The organism is Roseobacter sp. HKCCA0434, assembly GCF_032464675.1.
GTDB lineage: Bacteria > Pseudomonadota > Alphaproteobacteria > Rhodobacterales > Rhodobacteraceae > Pontivivens.
The window spans coordinates 257,632-273,655 of the sequence record NZ_JAWDKL010000001.1 but is presented as its reverse complement, the minus strand read 5'-3'; the positions used below and the strand labels follow the sequence as shown (position 1 = coordinate 273,655).

At 67.1% G+C, this 16,024-nt stretch carries 15 protein-coding genes; 4 read left to right on the top strand and 11 right to left on the bottom strand.

The window, feature by feature from the left end:
* Nucleotides 1-72 precede the first annotated feature (72 nt).
* Nucleotides 73-354 (top strand): hypothetical protein, encoded by a 282-nt coding sequence (locus RX333_RS01380; protein ID WP_316013114.1) that lies wholly within the window; start codon nucleotides 73-75, stop codon nucleotides 352-354.
* A 61-nt stretch (nucleotides 355-415) separates the two neighbouring features.
* Here the strand turns inward: RX333_RS01380 and RX333_RS01375 are convergent, their stop codons facing one another.
* Both RX333_RS01375 and RX333_RS01370 read right to left on the bottom strand, forming a co-directional pair.
* The gene (locus RX333_RS01375) at nucleotides 416-1,075 is read right to left on the bottom strand and encodes a DsbA family oxidoreductase (RefSeq protein WP_316013113.1); all 660 of its coding nucleotides are present in this window, start codon (nucleotides 1,073-1,075) and stop codon (nucleotides 416-418) included.
* The gene (locus RX333_RS01370) at nucleotides 1,072-2,565 is read right to left on the bottom strand and encodes a class I adenylate-forming enzyme family protein (RefSeq protein ID WP_316013112.1); all 1,494 of its coding nucleotides are present in this window, start codon (nucleotides 2,563-2,565) and stop codon (nucleotides 1,072-1,074) included. The genes RX333_RS01375 and RX333_RS01370 overlap by 4 nt, the downstream gene beginning before the upstream one ends.
* A gap of 52 nt (nucleotides 2,566-2,617) precedes the next feature.
* Between RX333_RS01370 and RX333_RS01365 the strand changes: the two genes are divergently transcribed.
* Nucleotides 2,618-3,238 carry an XRE family transcriptional regulator gene (locus tag RX333_RS01365; protein WP_316013111.1) on the top strand — a complete coding sequence of 207 codons (621 nt, stop codon included), beginning with the start codon at nucleotides 2,618-2,620 and terminating at the stop codon, nucleotides 3,236-3,238.
* 3 nt (nucleotides 3,239-3,241) lie between these two features.
* Here the strand turns inward: RX333_RS01365 and RX333_RS01360 are convergent, their stop codons facing one another.
* The 3 genes from RX333_RS01360 to RX333_RS01350 form a co-directional block, all read right to left on the bottom strand.
* Nucleotides 3,242-4,267: a patatin-like phospholipase family protein gene (locus RX333_RS01360; protein ID WP_316013110.1), complete on the bottom strand. Its 1,026-nt coding sequence runs from the start codon at nucleotides 4,265-4,267 to the stop codon at nucleotides 3,242-3,244.
* 133 nt (nucleotides 4,268-4,400) lie between these two features.
* Nucleotides 4,401-5,186, bottom strand: coding sequence for a 3-hydroxybutyrate dehydrogenase (locus RX333_RS01355; RefSeq protein WP_316013109.1), 786 nt, complete (start codon nucleotides 5,184-5,186; stop codon nucleotides 4,401-4,403).
* A 92-nt stretch (nucleotides 5,187-5,278) separates the two neighbouring features.
* The gene (locus RX333_RS01350; protein WP_316013108.1) at nucleotides 5,279-6,463 is read right to left on the bottom strand and encodes a sensor histidine kinase; all 1,185 of its coding nucleotides are present in this window, start codon (nucleotides 6,461-6,463) and stop codon (nucleotides 5,279-5,281) included.
* Nucleotides 6,464-6,744: 281 nt separating this feature from the next.
* Between RX333_RS01350 and RX333_RS01345 the strand changes: the two genes are divergently transcribed.
* The gene (locus RX333_RS01345) at nucleotides 6,745-8,532 is read left to right on the top strand and encodes an extracellular solute-binding protein (RefSeq protein ID WP_316013107.1); all 1,788 of its coding nucleotides are present in this window, start codon (nucleotides 6,745-6,747) and stop codon (nucleotides 8,530-8,532) included.
* 264 nt (nucleotides 8,533-8,796) lie between these two features.
* Here the strand turns inward: RX333_RS01345 and RX333_RS01340 are convergent, their stop codons facing one another.
* The gene (locus RX333_RS01340) at nucleotides 8,797-9,528 is read right to left on the bottom strand and encodes a DUF502 domain-containing protein (protein WP_316013106.1); all 732 of its coding nucleotides are present in this window, start codon (nucleotides 9,526-9,528) and stop codon (nucleotides 8,797-8,799) included.
* 140 nt (nucleotides 9,529-9,668) lie between these two features.
* On the opposite strand from RX333_RS01340, the gene RX333_RS01335 reads away from it, so the two are divergent.
* A complete protein-coding gene (locus tag RX333_RS01335; protein WP_316013105.1) occupies nucleotides 9,669-10,679 on the top strand; it encodes an App1 family protein in 1,011 nt (336 codons plus the stop codon).
* 10 nt (nucleotides 10,680-10,689) lie between these two features.
* Here RX333_RS01335 and xylA read toward each other — a convergent pair whose 3' ends face one another.
* The 5 genes from xylA to ndk form a co-directional block, all read right to left on the bottom strand.
* On the bottom strand, nucleotides 10,690-11,988 hold the full coding sequence (xylA, locus tag RX333_RS01330) for a xylose isomerase (protein ID WP_316013104.1): 1,299 nt from the start codon (nucleotides 11,986-11,988) through the stop codon (nucleotides 10,690-10,692).
* Nucleotides 11,985-13,028 carry a LacI family DNA-binding transcriptional regulator gene (locus RX333_RS01325; RefSeq protein ID WP_316013103.1) on the bottom strand — a complete coding sequence of 348 codons (1,044 nt, stop codon included), beginning with the start codon at nucleotides 13,026-13,028 and terminating at the stop codon, nucleotides 11,985-11,987. The genes xylA and RX333_RS01325 overlap by 4 nt, the downstream gene beginning before the upstream one ends.
* Nucleotides 13,029-13,127: 99 nt before the next feature.
* Complete coding sequence (gene arsJ / locus RX333_RS01320; RefSeq protein ID WP_316013102.1) at nucleotides 13,128-14,384, bottom strand: organoarsenical effux MFS transporter ArsJ; 1,257 nt, start codon at nucleotides 14,382-14,384, stop codon at nucleotides 13,128-13,130.
* Complete coding sequence (locus RX333_RS01315) at nucleotides 14,381-15,379, bottom strand: ArsJ-associated glyceraldehyde-3-phosphate dehydrogenase (RefSeq protein ID WP_316013101.1); 999 nt, start codon at nucleotides 15,377-15,379, stop codon at nucleotides 14,381-14,383. Before RX333_RS01315 ends, arsJ begins: the two co-directional genes overlap by 4 nt.
* A 166-nt stretch (nucleotides 15,380-15,545) precedes the next feature.
* Complete coding sequence (gene ndk / locus RX333_RS01310) at nucleotides 15,546-15,968, bottom strand: nucleoside-diphosphate kinase (protein WP_316013100.1); 423 nt, start codon at nucleotides 15,966-15,968, stop codon at nucleotides 15,546-15,548.
* Between the last annotated feature and the right edge of the window lie 56 nt (nucleotides 15,969-16,024).

Sequence of the window (16,024 nt, the reverse complement as noted above, 5' to 3'; positions counted from 1 at the left end):
CAGGTGCGGAACCAAGACGCGGGTGCGACGTTTCAGTCCCACGAACGCAACAAACACCAAGGAATTCACAAAATGAAAGTCGTTATCGGAATCATCGTCGCCGTGCTGGTCGTGCTGGGCCTGTTCTTCTTCTTCGACGTCGACCAGACGCAGGAAGCTGAAATGCCCGAAGTCGAAGTGACCGGCGGCCAGGCCCCCGAGTTCGACGTGGAAGCCGGCGACGTGGAAGTGGGCGAGACCACCGTGACCGTCCCGACCATCGACGTCGAGAGCCCCGAGGAAGAAGCCGCGGAAGGCGAAGACAACACCGCGGGCGAGCCCGAGGTGGACGAAGAGGCAGAAGAGAACAACTGATCTCTCCCTCATCTTGAATTGAGGAAACCCGCCCGCGTGGCGGGTTTTTTCATGCCTCGGCTCAAGTCGCGCTCGCGCCGCCTTCGGTCATCTGGTCGCGCGCCGCCGACAGGTCGGCGATGATCCCTTCCCATGTCGCCGTGTCCTGCGCACCCTGCACCGCGTAGCGCCCGCCGATCAGGAAGGTGGGCACGCCCGTCACGCCCATCTGGCGGGCTTCGGCATCCTCGGCCTTCACCTCGGCCACGTCCGCGTCGCCGTCGAGCAGGCGGCGGGTCACGTCGGCCTCCAGCCCTGCCTCGGCGCCCAGTTCGGCCAAGAGGTCGCGGTCTGAGATGTCCTTGCCCTCGACGAAATAGGCGCGGAACAGGGCGTCCTTCAGCGCGCCCTGGTCGCCGGTCTGGCCTGCCCAGCGGATCACGCGGTGCGCGTCGATGGTGGAGGGCGTCCGCTCGATCGCGTCGAAATTCACCTCCAGCCCCGCGTCGCGCGCGGCCTGCTCGATCTGCGCGTAGAAGGCGGTTGCGCGTTCCTCGCCAAACTTGGCGTTCAGGTAGGCGCGGCGATCCATGCCCTCGGGCGGCATGTCGGGGTTGAGCTGGAAGGGCCGCCAGGTGATCTCAAACGGGTAGGGGGTCGCGGCCAGCGCCGCGTCGAGCTTCGCCTTGCCGATATAACACCACGGGCAGATCGGGTCGGAGAGGATGTCGAGGCGGGTCATGGCGCTCCTTTCGGATCGTAGAGGGCGGGCAGCGCGCGGCGGTTCAGCTTGCCCGTCGCGCCGCGCGGCAGGTCGGCGACCCATTGGATGTGGCGGGGGCGCTTGTAGGATGCAAGACGCGCGGCCAGATCCTCGCTAACGTCGCGCGGAGTGCCGATCAGGAAGGCCGCGAGGATCGACAGGTCGTCCGACAGCCGGATGGCGCAGACCCCGGCTTCGGCCACGCCGTCGCAGGCGGTCAACGCCTGCTCGACCTCCAGCGGCGAGATGCGGTAGCCGCCGACGGTCATCAGGTCGTCGAGCCGTCCGAGATAGCGGATGGCCCCGTCCGCCCCCATCTCGACCCGGTCGCCGGTGCGGAACCACTCGGGCAGCGGGTCGCCGCCGAGATAGCCGAGCATCAGGCCGGGATCGGAGCGGTGGACGGCAAGCTCCCCGGCCTCGCCGCGCGGGAGGGGCTGGTCGTCCTCGCCCAGCACCGCCACTTGCCGTCCGGTCTGCGGACAGCCGGTCGCCCCTTCTGGCGCGGGCCGGTCGGGGGAGGAGGAGATATAGGTCGAGACCTCGGACATGCCGAGCGCCTCGTGCAGATCGGTGCCGGTCGCCTGCCGCCAGGCGGCGCGCAGGGAGGGAGCGAGCGCCTCGCCCGCGCTGAGGCCGTGCCGGAGCGAGCGCGTCGCGGCTGCGAGGTTCGGCTGTCTGAGCATCCGGCGGTAAAGGCCGGGAACGGCTGCGAAAATCGTCGGCGCGTGCTCTGCGATCAGCCGGACATGCGTGTCCGCCTCGACCGGGCCGGTGTAGATGATCGCCTGCGCGCCCGCGGCCCAGGGATCGGTCAGCCCGGTGCCGAGCGTGAAGGTCCAGTTGAACGCGCCCGCGTGCAGCATCCGGTCGGAGGGCGTCAGCCCGTACCAGTCGTGCCACATCATCCGCCGTGCGTGCGCCGCCCGGTGTGCGTGGACAACGGCGCGCGGACGACCGGATGAGCCGGAGGTGAAGACGATATAGGCCGGGTCATCGGGTCGGGTCTCGACCGCCGGGATGTCGTCGCCCGTCCGCAAGGCGGCGGGGTCGAGGATTGGAATGTCGAGCGGCGGCAGTGGCAGGTCAGGATCGCGCACGACGTGGGAGGGCTGCAAGTCGGCGAGCATCGGTGCGAGTTCGGCCGCGGTCAGTTGCGCCGAGAGCGCCACGGGCACCGCGCCCAGCCGCTGCGCGCCGAAGAAGGCGAGCGGGAAGTCGACGCTGTTGCCGAGCCGCAGCGCCACCCGGTCGCCGCGTGCGACCCCCGCGGCGCCGAGCGCACCCGCCGCCCGTCCGATGGCGGTGTCGAGTTCGCCGAAGGTCCAGCGCTCGGCCACGGTTCCGGGCGTCTCCACGATCTCGAGCGCGGTGCGGTCGGGGGTGGCGCGCCCGGCCTGCATGACGTGTTCGGCCATGTTGAAGGGCGCGGGGCAGGGGGGCGGGGTGTCGCGATGAAGGCTGGGCATGGCCTTGGCTCCCATATTGTGCGGGGCGCGTCCATGTCCTATCTCATCGCGGATGAGCGAAAAACGCCCCTCCGTCCTGGAAATCGGCCGTGCGAGCGGACCGACCGAAAACCCCGAGCCGCTGCGTCTGGGCGAACGGGTGCGCGCGCTGCGCAAGGCGCGCAACTGGACGCTGGAGCAGGCGGCAAAGCAGGCGGGGCTCGCGCGCTCGACGCTGTCGAAGATCGAGAACGAGCAGATGTCGCCGACCTTCGACGCGGTGCAGAAGCTGGCGGGGGGGCTGGGGATTTCCGTGCCGCAGCTCTTCACGCCCCCGTCCGACGACCGGGCGCTGGCGCGGCGCACGATCACCCGGCGCGGCGAGGGGCGGCCGCTGATCACCGCGACCTACGAGCACGAGTTGCTGGGCGCGGAGCTGGTACGCAAGTCGATGCTGCCCTATCGCGCCCGCATCCGCGCCCGCAGCTTCGAGGCGTTCGACGGCTGGGTGCGGCATGACGGGGAGGAGTTCCTCTACGTCCTGACGGGGCGCATCCGCTTCTTCACCGAGTTCTACGAGCCGGTCGAGATGCAGCGCGGCGACAGCGCCTATTACGACGCGGCGATGGGGCACAACGTAATTTCGATCTCCGACGACGATGCGGAGATTCTGTGGGTCACGCGGCTCGACTGACGCTCACTCGAACATCGCGCGCAGATCGACGGAGGAGCGTTTGCCGAGGTTCTGCCAGTTCTCTTGCAGGAACGTGTCGGCGGCGGCGTAGCCTTTGGCGCGCAGATCTTCGAGCAGGGTGCGGTCTGGTTGCAGCTTGCTCGCCACGCCGAGCGCGGCCATCGTGTCGTCGTCGCGGATCGAGTGGATCAGCACGTCCTTGAAGCGCGTGCCCGCCAGCACGCCGTCCTCGATCAGCCGCTTGACGAAGTCGATGTTGCGCAGCTCCCGCAGCAGGGAGGAGTTGAAGCTGATCTCGTTGATCCGGTTGAGGATGTCGGTGGCGCGCACCGGCACCTCGTCGCGCTCGATCGGGTTGATGTGGACGATGACGATGTCGCGGGTCTCGGTCTCGTAGAACAGCGGGAAGAGGGCGGGGTTGCCGATATAGCCGCCGTCCCAATAGGCCTCGCCGTCGATCTCGATCGCCTGGAACAGGGTAGGCAGGCAGGCGGAGGCGAGCACGGCGTCGGTCGAGATCTCCTCGCCCTGGAACACCTTGATCTTGCCCGTGCGCACATTGGTCGCGCAGATGAAGAGGTCCGGCCCCTCCGGCTCATCCATCGAGGCGAAGTTCAACTCGCCGATCAGGTCGCGCAGCGGGTGGAAATTGCACGGGTTGAAGTCGTAGGGCGAAAAGACGCGGGTCAGCGTCTCGCCCGCGAAATAGCCCGGGCCGGTCTGGAAGGCGGTCAGGCCCATGCCCAGCATCGGGTTCACGACCTGCAGCCAGTGCATCAGCGGGTTGGAGGCCGGGCTGCGCTCGGCCACCGCGCGCCAGAAGGTGTCGAGCTTGGCGATCGCGCCCGCGCGGCCATCCGTCACCCAGCCGCATTTCAGCGCCGCCGCGTTCATCGCGCCCGCGGAGGTGGCGGTGATGCCCTCGATGTCGAGCCGCTCCTCCTCCAGCAGACGGACGAGCACGCCCCAGGTCAGCGCGCCATGCGCGCCGCCGCCTTGCAATGCGAGATTGATGGTCTTGGAGGCCATGCCGCTCCTTCTTCTTCGATCAAGTATCCCCAGGGGGTCCGGGGGCTGGCCCCCGGCTAAGGGCGGGGTCCGGGGGACTGGTCCCCCGGCTTGTGCGGGGTCCGGGGGACTGGTCCCCCGGCTCGGGTCCGGATCAGAGCGCGGTCCAGCCGCCGTCCACGCTGATCGTCGTGCCGGTGATCTGCGCCGCCGCGTCCGAGCACAGGAAGGCGACGGTGCCGCCGATCTGCTGGGTCGTCGCGAATTCCTTGGACGGTTGGCGGGCGAGGAGGACCTCCTTGATCGCCGTCTCGCGGTCCATGCCGTATTTCTCCATCGTCTCGGGGATCTGTTTTTCCACGAGCGGGGTCATCACGTAGCCGGGGCAGATGGCGTTGGCGGTGATCGGCTCCTGCGCCGTCTCCAGCGCCACGACCTTGGTCATGCCAACGACGCCGTGCTTGGCGGCGACATAGGCCGACTTGTAGGGCGAGGCGGTCAGGCCGTGGGCAGAGGCGATGTTGACCACGCGGCCCCAGCCCTGTTCGCGCATCAGCGGCAGCGCGGCGGCGGTGGTGTGGAAGGCGCTCGACATGTTGATGGCGATGATCGCGTCCCATTTTTCGGTCGGGAACTCATCGATGCCCGCGACGTGCTGGATGCCTGCATTGTTGACGAGGATGTCGACGCGGCCGAATTTCGCGTGCGCCTTCGTGACCAGCGCGCGCGTCGCCTCGGGGTCGGACATGTCGGCCTGGATATAGGCGACCCCGGTGTTGTGCTCGCCCGAGATCCGTTCGGCCAGCGCGTGGTCCTCGTCGCTGTCGGAGAAGGAGTTGAGAACGACCTTCGCGCCGAGCCGGGCCAGTTCCTCGGCCACGCCGAGGCCGATGCCCGAATTCGATCCGGTGATGATGGCGACCTTGCCCTTGACCGACATGGGATGCTCCTTCGACGGGTTTCGCTGTGTCGGGGCACCATCTAATTGCTGCGGGCGCGAAGGCCAGCCGAAAAGGCGTTGGTCGCCGGAGGTCAGATCGGCTGGGGCAGGGGGTCGGGCCCCGGTTCGGCCTCCATCGCGTCCGGCGTCTGGCTGTCGGCGGGGCCGGTGGGGTGCAGCGCGCTCGCCGGTATGACGAGGCGGTAGCGCAGGCCGGTCGGTGTCGGCTCGTAGGAGACCTCGCGCGCATCGAGGGTTCCGGGCACCGCGCGGGTCAGCAGCATGGTTCCGAACCCGCCATTGGCCGAGGCCGCGTCGAGATCGGCCGGGCCGTCGCCCTCCTCGGTCCAGTCGAGCGTCAGCGCCCCGTCCTCCTCCGACCGCCAGCCGAGGCGGACCCGGCCTCGCTCCTGCGACAGGGCGCCGTATTTGACGGCGTTGGTGGCAAGCTCGTGCACGACCAGGGCGATCTGCCCCGCGATTTCGGTCCCAACGCTGATCTTCGCACCATCGAGCGTGATCCGCTCGGGATAGCTCATCTCGTAGGGCGCGATCTGGCGACGCAGGACGTCGCCGAGATCGGTCTCGCGCTGGTCCTCGGTCGTCGCCATCTCGTTCGTGGCCTCGGCCAGCACCTGCAAACGCGCGCCGAATTGGGGCACGAAGCGGTCGAGATCGGGGGCGAAGCGCGCGCTCTGCCGTGCGATGGATTGCACCACGCCCAGGAGGTTGCGGCTGCGATGGGCCATCTCGCGCATCAGCACGCGCAGGCGGCGGTTGGACTGGTCGAGCTCGGACGTGCGGTCGTCGACGAGGCCTTCGAGATTGCGCTGCATGGCGCGCAACTCCTCCAACGTCGCCTCGTGCGCCGCGATTTCGTCGCGCAGCTTGGCGTTGGCCCCCTCCAGATCGCGCGGATGGGGCAGCAGGACCAGCCGCGGAATCATGCGGAAGAGGACGATCGCGGTGACGATCGACACGACGCCGGTGGCGAACTTGAGGACGCCGAGCACGGGATAGGCCGGGAACCAGAGCGTGACGATGCCGAGCAGGTGCGTCGTGCCGCATAGCAGGATGAAGGCCGCGAAGAGCCGTACGACCCGTCGTTCCGCCAGGTCGGGGCGCTGGCGCAGGAAGCTGACGAGCGCGAGGGGAATGGCGCTGTAGGCCGCGAAGATCATCAGGTCGGAGCCTGCGAAGAGCGTGACCAGCCACGGCTGCCAGAGCAGGCAGTAGCCATGCGCCATGAAACTTGCCTGGTCGATGAAGTCGAGCATCGTGGTGCCTCTGCTTTGACTGCCGGGGCCGGTATGCACGGCCCCATCCCGGCTATCTAGGTCAGGGGGGCCGAAGTTTCGGTTAACGGCCAAAAAAAACCCCCTCGCACGCGAGGGGGTCCAGTATTGAGGCAGGTTTCATACAGGCAAGAAACCTATCGAGCAGTGCCCTCAATATAGGGATCGGTGCGGGTGGACACAAAGAGAATTTTTGCGCCGGGGTGGACGGACGGCTAGGCTGGCCGAAATCAATCGGTGAGAAACAGGCAAATGGTGTGAAAATGTCCCGTAAGAGTTTAGCAGCGCTGGCAATCGTCCTGACAGCGAGCGCAGGTCTGGCCGAGCCGCAGCATGGCATCGCTATGTATGGAGAGCCTGCGCTGCCACCAGATTTTGAGCATCTGCCCTACGTGAACCCGGACGCGCCCAAGGGCGGCACGCTGGTCGAGGGGGGACGTGGCACCTTCGACAGCCTCAACCCGTTCATCCAGCGCGGCAATGCGCCTTATGGCGCGCGCGCGCATGTGGCGGAGTCGCTCTTGGGTAGAAACTGGGACGAGCCGTTCAGCCTATACGGGTTGCTCGCCGAATCGGTGGAGATGAGCGAGGACCGCGACTGGATCGAATTCCACCTCAACCCCGAGGCGCGATTCTCCGACGGCTCGCCGGTCACGGTCGAGGATGTGATCTGGTCCTTCGAGACGCTGGGCGAGCAGGGGCACGGGCGCTACCGCTCGGGCTGGGCCGGGGTGACGGGCTACGAGCAGACGGGCGAGCGCTCGATCCGCTTCGACACCACGGGCGAGAGCCGGGAGCTGCCGCTGATCCTGGGCCTGCGCCCGATCCTGAAGAAGGCGGACTGGGACGGGGTGGACTTCACCGAGAGCTCGCTGCGGCCCTTCATCGCCTCTGGCCCCTACACGATCGGGGACTTCGAGCCGGGTCGGTATATCGAGTTCGACCGCGATCCCGATTACTGGGCCGCCGATCTGCCGTTCAATGTCGGGCGGCACAATCTCGACACCATCCGCTACGAGTTCTTCGGCGACAGCGAGGCGGTCTGGCAGGCCTTCACCTCGGGCGAGACGTCCTATTACGTCGAATATTCCGCCGCGCGCTGGGACGAGCAGTACGACTTCCCGGCGGTGGAGCGGGGCGATGTGGTGAAGTCGGAGGTGCCGCACGAGCGCCCGTCGGGGATGGCGGGGCTGGTGTTCAACACGCGGCAGGACATCTTCTCGGATATCCGGGTGCGCGATGCGATGCTGCACCTGTTCAACTTCGAGTTCATCAATCAGCGTCTGAATGCGGGCCAGCCGCAGCGAATCCAGAGCTATTTCGACAACTCGGACCTGGGCTTCCAAGGCGAGGCGAGCGAGGCCGAGGCGGCGCTGCTCGAGCCCTATATGGACGATCTGCCCGAGGACGTGCTGGGCGCCTACGAACTGCCGATGGGCACGGACGACCTGCGCAACCGGCGAAATGTGCGCGCGGCGCAGCAGTTGCTGACCGAGGCGGGGTGGACCTTGCAGGACGGCGTGCTGCGCAACGAGGCGGGCGAGCCGTTCGAGTTCGAGGTGCTGATCAGCTCCTCCGCCAACGAGGCGGTCACGGCGATCTATGCCGAGGCATTGCAGCAGCTTGGCATCCAGATGAACGTGTCGCTGGTCGACAGCGCGCAATATGCGGAGCGTCTGGACACGTATGACTACGACATGATCGCCCATACCTGGGGCCTGTCGCTTTCGCCGGGGACCGAGCAGATCAACTACTGGGGATCGGAAAATGTCGAGGCCACGGGCTCGCGCAACTATGCGGGCGTGAACAGCCCCGCGGTGGATGCGATGATCGAGGCGATGCTCGGCTCGACCAGCCCCGAGGAGTTGCAGGCGGCGACCCGCGCGCTCGACCGGGTGCTGACGACGGGGCGCTACGCGATCCCGTTCTGGTTCGACCCGATCGTGCGCGTGGCGCACAAGGACGAGCTGCACTACCCGGAGGAGAACCTGCCGATCTATGGCTACTGGATCGGGTTCATGCCGGATGTGTGGTGGGTCGAGGAAGAGTGATCCGCTTTTGCGACTGAGCTAAAAGGGCGGGCCGTGGGGCCCGCCCTTTCTTTTCATCGCGGCTTGCGCTTCGCGCGACGTCAAGGCCGTAGGCCGCCGCGCATCGTCAGGCCGCCCCCCGGCACGGCGATTTGGTAGATGAAGGCGCGCTGCGGTGAGGTCTTGCGGACCTTGCTGGCATAAAGTGCGAGGCAAAACCGTTGGATTGCCATGCCGCGGCCCGACGATGCGCGGCTCGAGAAGCTGGCAGCCGAATTGAACGCTTCAGGCCGGACTGCGCCGCGCGATCGGCTCTCCGCGCCGGTTGGCGACGCGCACGCCTGCGGCCCGCTCGGCCTCGGTCGGCGGGGTGACGAGACCGGCGGAGATGATGAGCTTGGCCGCGTCCTCCACCGACATCTCCAGGAAGACGATGTCCTTGCGCGGCACGAACAGCAGGAAACCGCTGGTCGGGTTCGGCGTGGTGGGCAGGAAGACGGAGACGGCGGCCTCCTCGGGGATCTTCTGCATCACCTCGCCGCGCGTGTCGGTCGAGACGAAGGCGATGGCCCACAGGCCCTCGCGCGGGTACTGGATCAGGCAGGCCTGCTTGAACGAGGTGCCCGACTGGCTGAAGATCGTCTCGGCGATCTGCTTGATGCCGTTATAGACGCTGCCGACGATGGGTGTGCGCTCCACCAACCCTTCGGACCAGCGCAGGATCGAGCGGCCGACCAGGCCCTTGGTCAGGTAGCCGATGATCGCGGTGAACAAGAGGAAGATGATGACGCCGAAACCCGGCACGTCGTTGCCGAGATAGGTCGCCGGATTGTAGGCGCGCGGCACGAAGGGCACGACAGTCGCGTCGATGAAAGTGATGACCGTCCAGATCAGCCAGATCGTCAGCCCGATGGGGGCCACGATGACGAGGCCGGTCAGGAAATTGCCGCGCCAGCGCTGGACGAGCGACGTGCGGGGGCGGGCCTGGCGGCGGGTCCGGCGGGGGGAGCGGGGCATCGGGATCTCGGCTTCTCGGGCAGGGAGTTGGTCGACCGCAATCTAGGCGATGGCGCACGACAAAGTAAGGGGCAGGGGGCTTGTCACCGGGGCCGAGGCGCTAGATCGTGTCGCAATCCCCGAAGCGAATGGCCGACCGCATGATGAAAACCACCCTGCACCGCACTGCGATCTGGCTGGAGCGGGCGCTCGATCCGCTGATCCCGGTCGCACCGAACAAGCCGCCGGTGATCGACGCCTATCTGGGCTACGCGACGCCGACTCGGCTGATTCTGCGCGGACGGGTGCTGATCGGCCTGCGGCGGACGCAGCCCGACCCGCGGCACGGGTGGTTCACCAACCTGCGGCAGATGCTGTCGCTGTTCTTCACCAACGAGGTGGCGGGCGTGCCGGTGCGCGCCGTGACCTTCAACCGCACGGTCGTCACGGACGAGGAGGGGTATTTCACGCTCGACGTGCCCCGCTCGGAGCTGGATCCGGGCTGGCACGCGATCCCGCTGACGATTCCGGGCGTGGACAGCAGCGATACGCTGGCGGATGTGCTGGTGAACAACTCTGCCGCGGATTACGGCGTGATCTCGGATATCGACGACACGATGATGGAGACGGGGGCCTATTCGATCCTCCGCAACCTGTGGACGTCGCTGACCGGCTCGGCCCTGACGCGCAAGGTGTTCCCCGATGCGGTCGAGTTGATCGAGCGGCTGCATGACGATCACAACCCGGTCTATTACGTTTCTTCCTCGCCCTGGAACCTGCACGCCTTTCTGGAGACGGTGCTGTTCAAGCGCGCGGGGCTGGTGCGCGGGCCGCTGTTCCTGCGCGATCTCGGCGTCAGCGAGACGCAGTTCATCAGCGGCACGCATGGCGATCACAAGGGCCTGCAGATCGACCGGCTGTTCGAGGCGCATCCGGGCCTCGGCTTCGTGCTGATCGGTGACAGCGGCCAGCACGATGCGGAGGTCTATCGCGATGCCGCCGCACGCTGGCCGGGCCGCGTGCGGCGTGTGCTGATGCGCGATGCGGATCCCACCCCGGCCCCGGAGGTCGCCGCCGCCCTCGACGATCTGAGGGCGATGGGCATTCCTGTGTGGCGGGGCAGGGACTACACGCCCTTGCTGACCGAAGAGGCGATCGACATCCGCAAGTGAGGCCTGGGCCTCAGACGTAGCGGTTGACGATGTTCTCCAGCCGCTCCTGCCGTCCGCTGACGGGTTGCGGGTCGAGCGCCGCGGCCTCGGCCCGGTCGGCGATGGCGTCGAGCGTCGCGCCCTCGGCAAGCATGGCCTGCGCCTCGGGCCGGTCCCAGCCGGCATAGCGTTCGGCGCGTGCGGCCTCCAGCACGCCGTCCTCGTACATCCGCGCCGCCGCCTTGAAGCCGCGCGCGCAGACATCCATCGCACCGGCATGGGCGGCAATCAGGTCGACCGGGTCGAGCGACTGGCGCCGGAGCTTCGCGTCGAAATTCGTGCCGCCGGTCGTGAAGCCGCCACCACGCAGGATTTCGTAATAGGCCAGAGCGACTTCGGGCACGTTGTTGGGAAACTGGTCCGTGTCCCAGCCCGACTGGTAGTCGTTGCGGTTCATGTCGATGGAGCCGAAGATGCCGAGCGCGTTGGCCATTGCCAGCTCATGCTCGAAGCTGTGTCCGGCGAGGATGGCGTGGCCCTGTTCGAGGTTCATCTTCACCTCGTTCTCCAGCCCGAACCGCTTGAGGAAGCCGTAGACCGTCGCGGTGTCGTAGTCGTATTGATGCTTGGTCGGCTCCTGCGGCTTGGGCTCGATCAGGATGGTGCCCTCGTAGCCGATCTTGTGCTTGTACTCGACCACCATCGACAGGAAGCGTCCCATCTGCTCCATCTCGCGGGAAAGATCGGTATTGAGCAGGGTCTCGTAGCCTTCGCGCCCGCCCCACAGGACGTAGTTCTCGCCGCCGAGGCGGTGTGTCACGTCCATGCAGGCACGCACGGTCGAGGCGCAGTAGGCGAAGACGTCCGGGTCGGGATTGGTCGACGCCCCGGCCATGAAGCGGCGGTTGGAGAACATGTTGGCCGTGCCCCACAGAAGCTTCGGCCCGTTCTCCATCTTCGCCTCGAAATAGTCGGCGATCTCGTTGAGGCGTGCGTGGCTCTCCTGCAGCGAGGCGCCCTCGGGCCGCACATCGTGGTCGTGGAAGCAGAAATAGGGCACGCGCAGGATGCGGAACATGTCGAAGGCGGCATCGGCCTTGGCCTTGGCCATCTCCATGTCGTCGGCCGCGAACCAGGGCCGCTGGAAGGTCTGGCCGCCGAAGGGATCGTTCCCGTCCCACACGAAGTTGTGCCAGTAACAGATTGCGAAACGGAGGTTATCCTCCATCCGCTTGCCCATCACGACCTCTTCGGGATCGTAATGGCGGAAGCTGAGATCGCCGTCGGGATCGACGGGCAGCGGGGCGAGATCGCCGAAATAGGAAGTCATGGAGCATCTCCTGAAAGCTCGGGGAGGTTGTCGCGCAGATAGATGCGCGGGGTCAGGTCGGCCGGCAGCGCGGGCTGCGCCGTGCCGTCGGCAAGTCGGGTCAGAAGGTCCAGCGCCTCGGCCACCTCGACGGCGGGATTCTGGTCGATCACGGCATCGATGAGGTCGCGTTCCAGGGCCTGTCGGGAGACGGCGCCCAGCTCGTGCACGACGATGCGGGGACGCACCGGGACATGCTGCAGCGCCGACACGAGGCCGCGATTGCCCGCGCCGATGGAGTAGATCGCGGCCGGAGGATCGGATCTCAAGGCGGCGGTCACGAGGGTTTCGACGCGGGTCGGATCGTCCTGGCTCTCGACAGGGTCGAGCACCGAGAGGTGCGGAAAGTCGCGCACGACCACCTCGCGAAACCCGGCGAGACGGTCGGCATGGTCGCGCGACTTGGCATCCCCCAGAACGGGCAGGATCGCGCCGCGTCGGCCTGCCTGGAACAGCCCGAGCAAGCGCGCCGCGGCGCGACCGGCCGCGACGTTGTCCATGCCGACATAGGCGGCGCGTGCCGCAGGATCGGTGTCGGAGACCAGCGTGACCACCGGCACGCCGCGCCCGCGCAGTTCCACCAGGGCGCGTGTCACCTCGGGGGCATCCGTCGCGACGACGGCCACGCCATCGATTTCCGCGGGATCGCATGCATCGATCTCGCGGACGAGAGCGACGGGATCGAAGCCGGTATAGCTCGCGATCTCGAGCTGGATCCGCTGTGCGGCGCGAAGCGGTTTCTGACGGTCGATCGCGGCGCGGATCGTCTCGAAGAAACCTCCGGCGCTGTCGGGCAGCAGCAGGCGGAACGCCATGCGTCGCCGTCGCGACAGGTTGGCGGCATTGCGGTCGCGGACATAGCCGAGAGTCTCGATCGCCTTACGAACCTTCGCGGCCGATTTCGCAGCGACGTTGCCGCGCGCATTCAGGACGCGATCGGCGGTGGCGTAACTCACCCCGGCAGCATCGGCGACGTCCTGCAATGTCGGTAACTTGCTCATGGCGCCACGTGGCACGACAGAATGATCGACGTCAATCATTTTCGGCCATGCAAAATTTACATAATTATGATTATGCTGGGTTTGATAGTGTTGGTTGTGTCAGGTCCCGCAATCAGGATCGAGCCTGCGTGCGAACATGGCCGATGCTACCAGCATGATCGTTGCGGTGGCCAGCATGAGGGACAGCCCCCCTGCCTGGTAGGTCACGCCCGACAGCACCGTGCCGATCAGGCGGCCCGCGGCGTTGGCCATGTAGTAGAATCCGACATCCATCGTCACCCGGTCGGTCCGCGTGAACGCGAGGATCAGGTAGGAATGCAGCGCGGAGTTCAGTGCGAAGATCGCACCGAAGATCAGGAGCCCTGCGACCAGCGTGACGGTCAGCCAGATGGCAGGTTCGCCGCTGGCAAGTGCCGCGCAGGCCAGGACGGCGGGAACCGCGGCCAGCATCGCAGCGAGCGGGCGCGCGAGCCGGACCATCTCGGCATCCGGGCGGCTCCGGGCCTTCAGGATGCGCGGCGCATAGGCCTGCACCGCGCCGTAGAGGATCGTCCACACCGCCATGAAGGTGCCGATCAGGAAGAAGGCCGTGCGGTTGCCGTCCTCGGTTCCGTCCGAGAGCACGGCGTAGAAGTAGATCGGGATGCCGACGACGAACCAGACGTCGCGTGCCCCGAACAGGCAGACGCGCGCAGCCGAGAGCCAGTTGACGTTCGGCGAGTCCGAGAGGATTTCGCGGAACTTCGCATCGCGCCGTCCGGTCGGCAGGCCATCGGGCATGGCGAGCACGATGGCTGCGAGGATGACGGCCAGCGCCGCGGCCATCGCCAGCACGGAGGGCACGAAGCCGATCAGCGACAGGAGGGCCGCGCCGAGCAGGAAGCCCGCGCCCTTCACCGCGTTCTTCGATCCGGTCAGCAGTGCCACCCAGCGGAAGAGGCCGCCCTGCCCCTCGGGTGCCAGCAGCTTGACCGCCGACTTGGAGGACATCTTGGCGAGGTCCTTGGCCACGCCGCTCGCCCCCTGGACGGCCATGACATAGGCGACGGAGAGGCCGACCGCCCAGTCGGGGTCGAGACCCGCCAGCGCCACCAGGGCCACGACCTGGATCGCCAGCCCTGCCCGCAGCGTCGAGACCAGCCCGAACCGCGCGGCGATCCATCCGGCGGAGAGGTTGGTGACGATGCCCGCGACCTCGTAGAGCACGAAGAGGAAGGCGAGCTGCACCGGGCTGAAGCCGAGCGTGTGGAAATGCAGAAGCACCAGCATCCGCAGGGCGCCGTCGGTGAGCATGAACGCCCAATAGGCCGCTGTGACGGCGATGTAGGCGGACAGGCCGGAGGGCCGGTCGCTCACCCTTTCGCTCCGACCATCAGGGCCACGTCGACGAGGCGGTGGGCATAGCCCATCTCGTTGTCGTACCAGGCGTAGACCTTCACCTGTGTGCCGTTCACCACCATCGTGGAGGGCGCGTCGACGATCGAGGAGCGCGTGTCGTTCACGTAGTCGGCAGAGACGAGGGGCCGCGCCTCGCAGCCGAGGATGCCCGCGAGAGGGCCGGTGGCGGCGGCCTCGAAAAGGGCGTTGACCTCCGCGACAGTCGTTTCGCGCTGCATTTCGAACACGCAGTCGGTCAGCGAGGCGTTGAGCAGCGGGACGCGCACGGCGTGGCCGTCGAGACGTCCTGCAAGCTCGGGGTAGATCAGCGTGATCGCGATGGCACTGCCGGTCGTGGTCGGGATCAGCGAGTTGAGCGCCGAGCGGGCGCGGCGCAGGTCCTTGGCCGGGCGGTCCACGATGGTCTGCGTGTTCGTGACGTCGTGGATGGTCGTGATGGAGCCGTGGGCGATACCGATGCCCTCGTGCAGGACCTTCACCACCGGTGCAAGGCAGTTGGTGGTGCAGGAGGCGGCGGTGACGATGCGGTGGCGCGCGGGATCGAAGATGTCGTGGTTGACGCCGTAGACGATATTGGCGGCGTCTCCGTCCTTGACCGGCGCGCTGACCACGACCCGTTCGATGCCCGCGTCGAAATATGGGGCAAGGGCGGCCTCGGTCTTGAAGGTGCCGGTGCAATCGATGACCACGTCCACCCCGTCGAGCGGCAGGGCGGCGAGGTCACCCGTGCCGACGAAGGGCAGACGGGTCCCGTCGATTGTGACGCTGTCCGCATCGTGCGCGAAATCGGCGGGCCAGCGCCCGTGTACCGTGTCGAATTCCAGCAGATGCGCGTGCATGGCCGGATCGCCGGTCGCGTCGTTGATCCAGGCGATCTGAGCGCCCCGGTCCAGAAGCGCGCGCAGCGCGAGCTTGCCGATGCGGCCGAGGCCGTTGAGCGCATAGACGGTCATGGAAACCTCCGCCATTGGGTCGATACCCGGCGGATTGGCGCGAGGCGGGGAAAGAGGCAAGAAAGAAGGCGCGGTGTCATCAAAACTTCACGCGCCGGGGGGGTGGGGCGGGCGCGGTGATGCGCCCTGCCCCGGTATTCGGTCGCGGCCCGAAGGCCGCAGGTCTTCAGCCGACGATTTCGAGGCCGGAGAAGAAATAGGCGATCTCGACCGCCGCCGTCTCGGGCGCGTCGGAGCCGTGGACCGAGTTCTCGCCGATCGACAGGGCAAATTCCTTGCGGATTGTGCCTTCGGCCGCATCGGCGGGGTTGGTCGCACCCATCACTTCACGGTTCTTGGCGATGGCGTCCTCGCCTTCGAGGACCTGCACCACGATGGGCGCGGAGGACATGAATTCGCACAGCTCGTCGTAGAACGGACGCTCGGCATGGACGCCGTAGAACACGCCGGCCTGCGCCTTGGTCAGGTGGATGCGCTTTTGCGCGACGATGCGCAGCCCCGCGGCCTCCAGCTTGGCGTTGATCGCGCCGGTCAGGTTGCGGTTGGTCGCGTCGGGCTTGATGATCGAGAAGGTGCGTTGCACGGCCATGAGGGCCTCCTGTCGTTGAGAATTGCGCGCCCCGTAGCATGGGTCGCGCGGGGGAT

Bases quoted from the DNA above. Each gene is read 5' to 3' on its own strand.
- RX333_RS01380 (WP_316013114.1), top strand. From the start codon at position 73: ATGAAAGTCGTTATCGGAATCATCGTCGCCGTGCTGGTCGTGCTGGGC.
- RX333_RS01375 (WP_316013113.1), bottom strand. From the start codon at position 1,075: ATGACCCGCCTCGACATCCTCTCCGACCCGATCTGCCCGTGGTGTTAT.
- RX333_RS01370 (WP_316013112.1), bottom strand. From the start codon at position 2,565: ATGCCCAGCCTTCATCGCGACACCCCGCCCCCCTGCCCCGCGCCCTTC.
- RX333_RS01365 (WP_316013111.1), top strand. From the start codon at position 2,618: ATGAGCGAAAAACGCCCCTCCGTCCTGGAAATCGGCCGTGCGAGCGGA.
- RX333_RS01360 (WP_316013110.1), bottom strand. From the start codon at position 4,267: ATGGCCTCCAAGACCATCAATCTCGCATTGCAAGGCGGCGGCGCGCAT.
- RX333_RS01355 (WP_316013109.1), bottom strand. From the start codon at position 5,186: ATGTCGGTCAAGGGCAAGGTCGCCATCATCACCGGATCGAATTCGGGC.
- RX333_RS01350 (WP_316013108.1), bottom strand. From the start codon at position 6,463: ATGCTCGACTTCATCGACCAGGCAAGTTTCATGGCGCATGGCTACTGC.
- RX333_RS01345 (WP_316013107.1), top strand. From the start codon at position 6,745: ATGTCCCGTAAGAGTTTAGCAGCGCTGGCAATCGTCCTGACAGCGAGC.
- RX333_RS01340 (WP_316013106.1), bottom strand. From the start codon at position 9,528: ATGCCCCGCTCCCCCCGCCGGACCCGCCGCCAGGCCCGCCCCCGCACG.
- RX333_RS01335 (WP_316013105.1), top strand. From the start codon at position 9,669: ATGATGAAAACCACCCTGCACCGCACTGCGATCTGGCTGGAGCGGGCG.
- xylA (WP_316013104.1), bottom strand. From the start codon at position 11,988: ATGACTTCCTATTTCGGCGATCTCGCCCCGCTGCCCGTCGATCCCGAC.
- RX333_RS01325 (WP_316013103.1), bottom strand. From the start codon at position 13,028: ATGAGCAAGTTACCGACATTGCAGGACGTCGCCGATGCTGCCGGGGTG.
- RX333_RS01315 (WP_316013101.1), bottom strand. From the start codon at position 15,379: ATGACCGTCTATGCGCTCAACGGCCTCGGCCGCATCGGCAAGCTCGCG.
- ndk (WP_316013100.1), bottom strand. From the start codon at position 15,968: ATGGCCGTGCAACGCACCTTCTCGATCATCAAGCCCGACGCGACCAAC.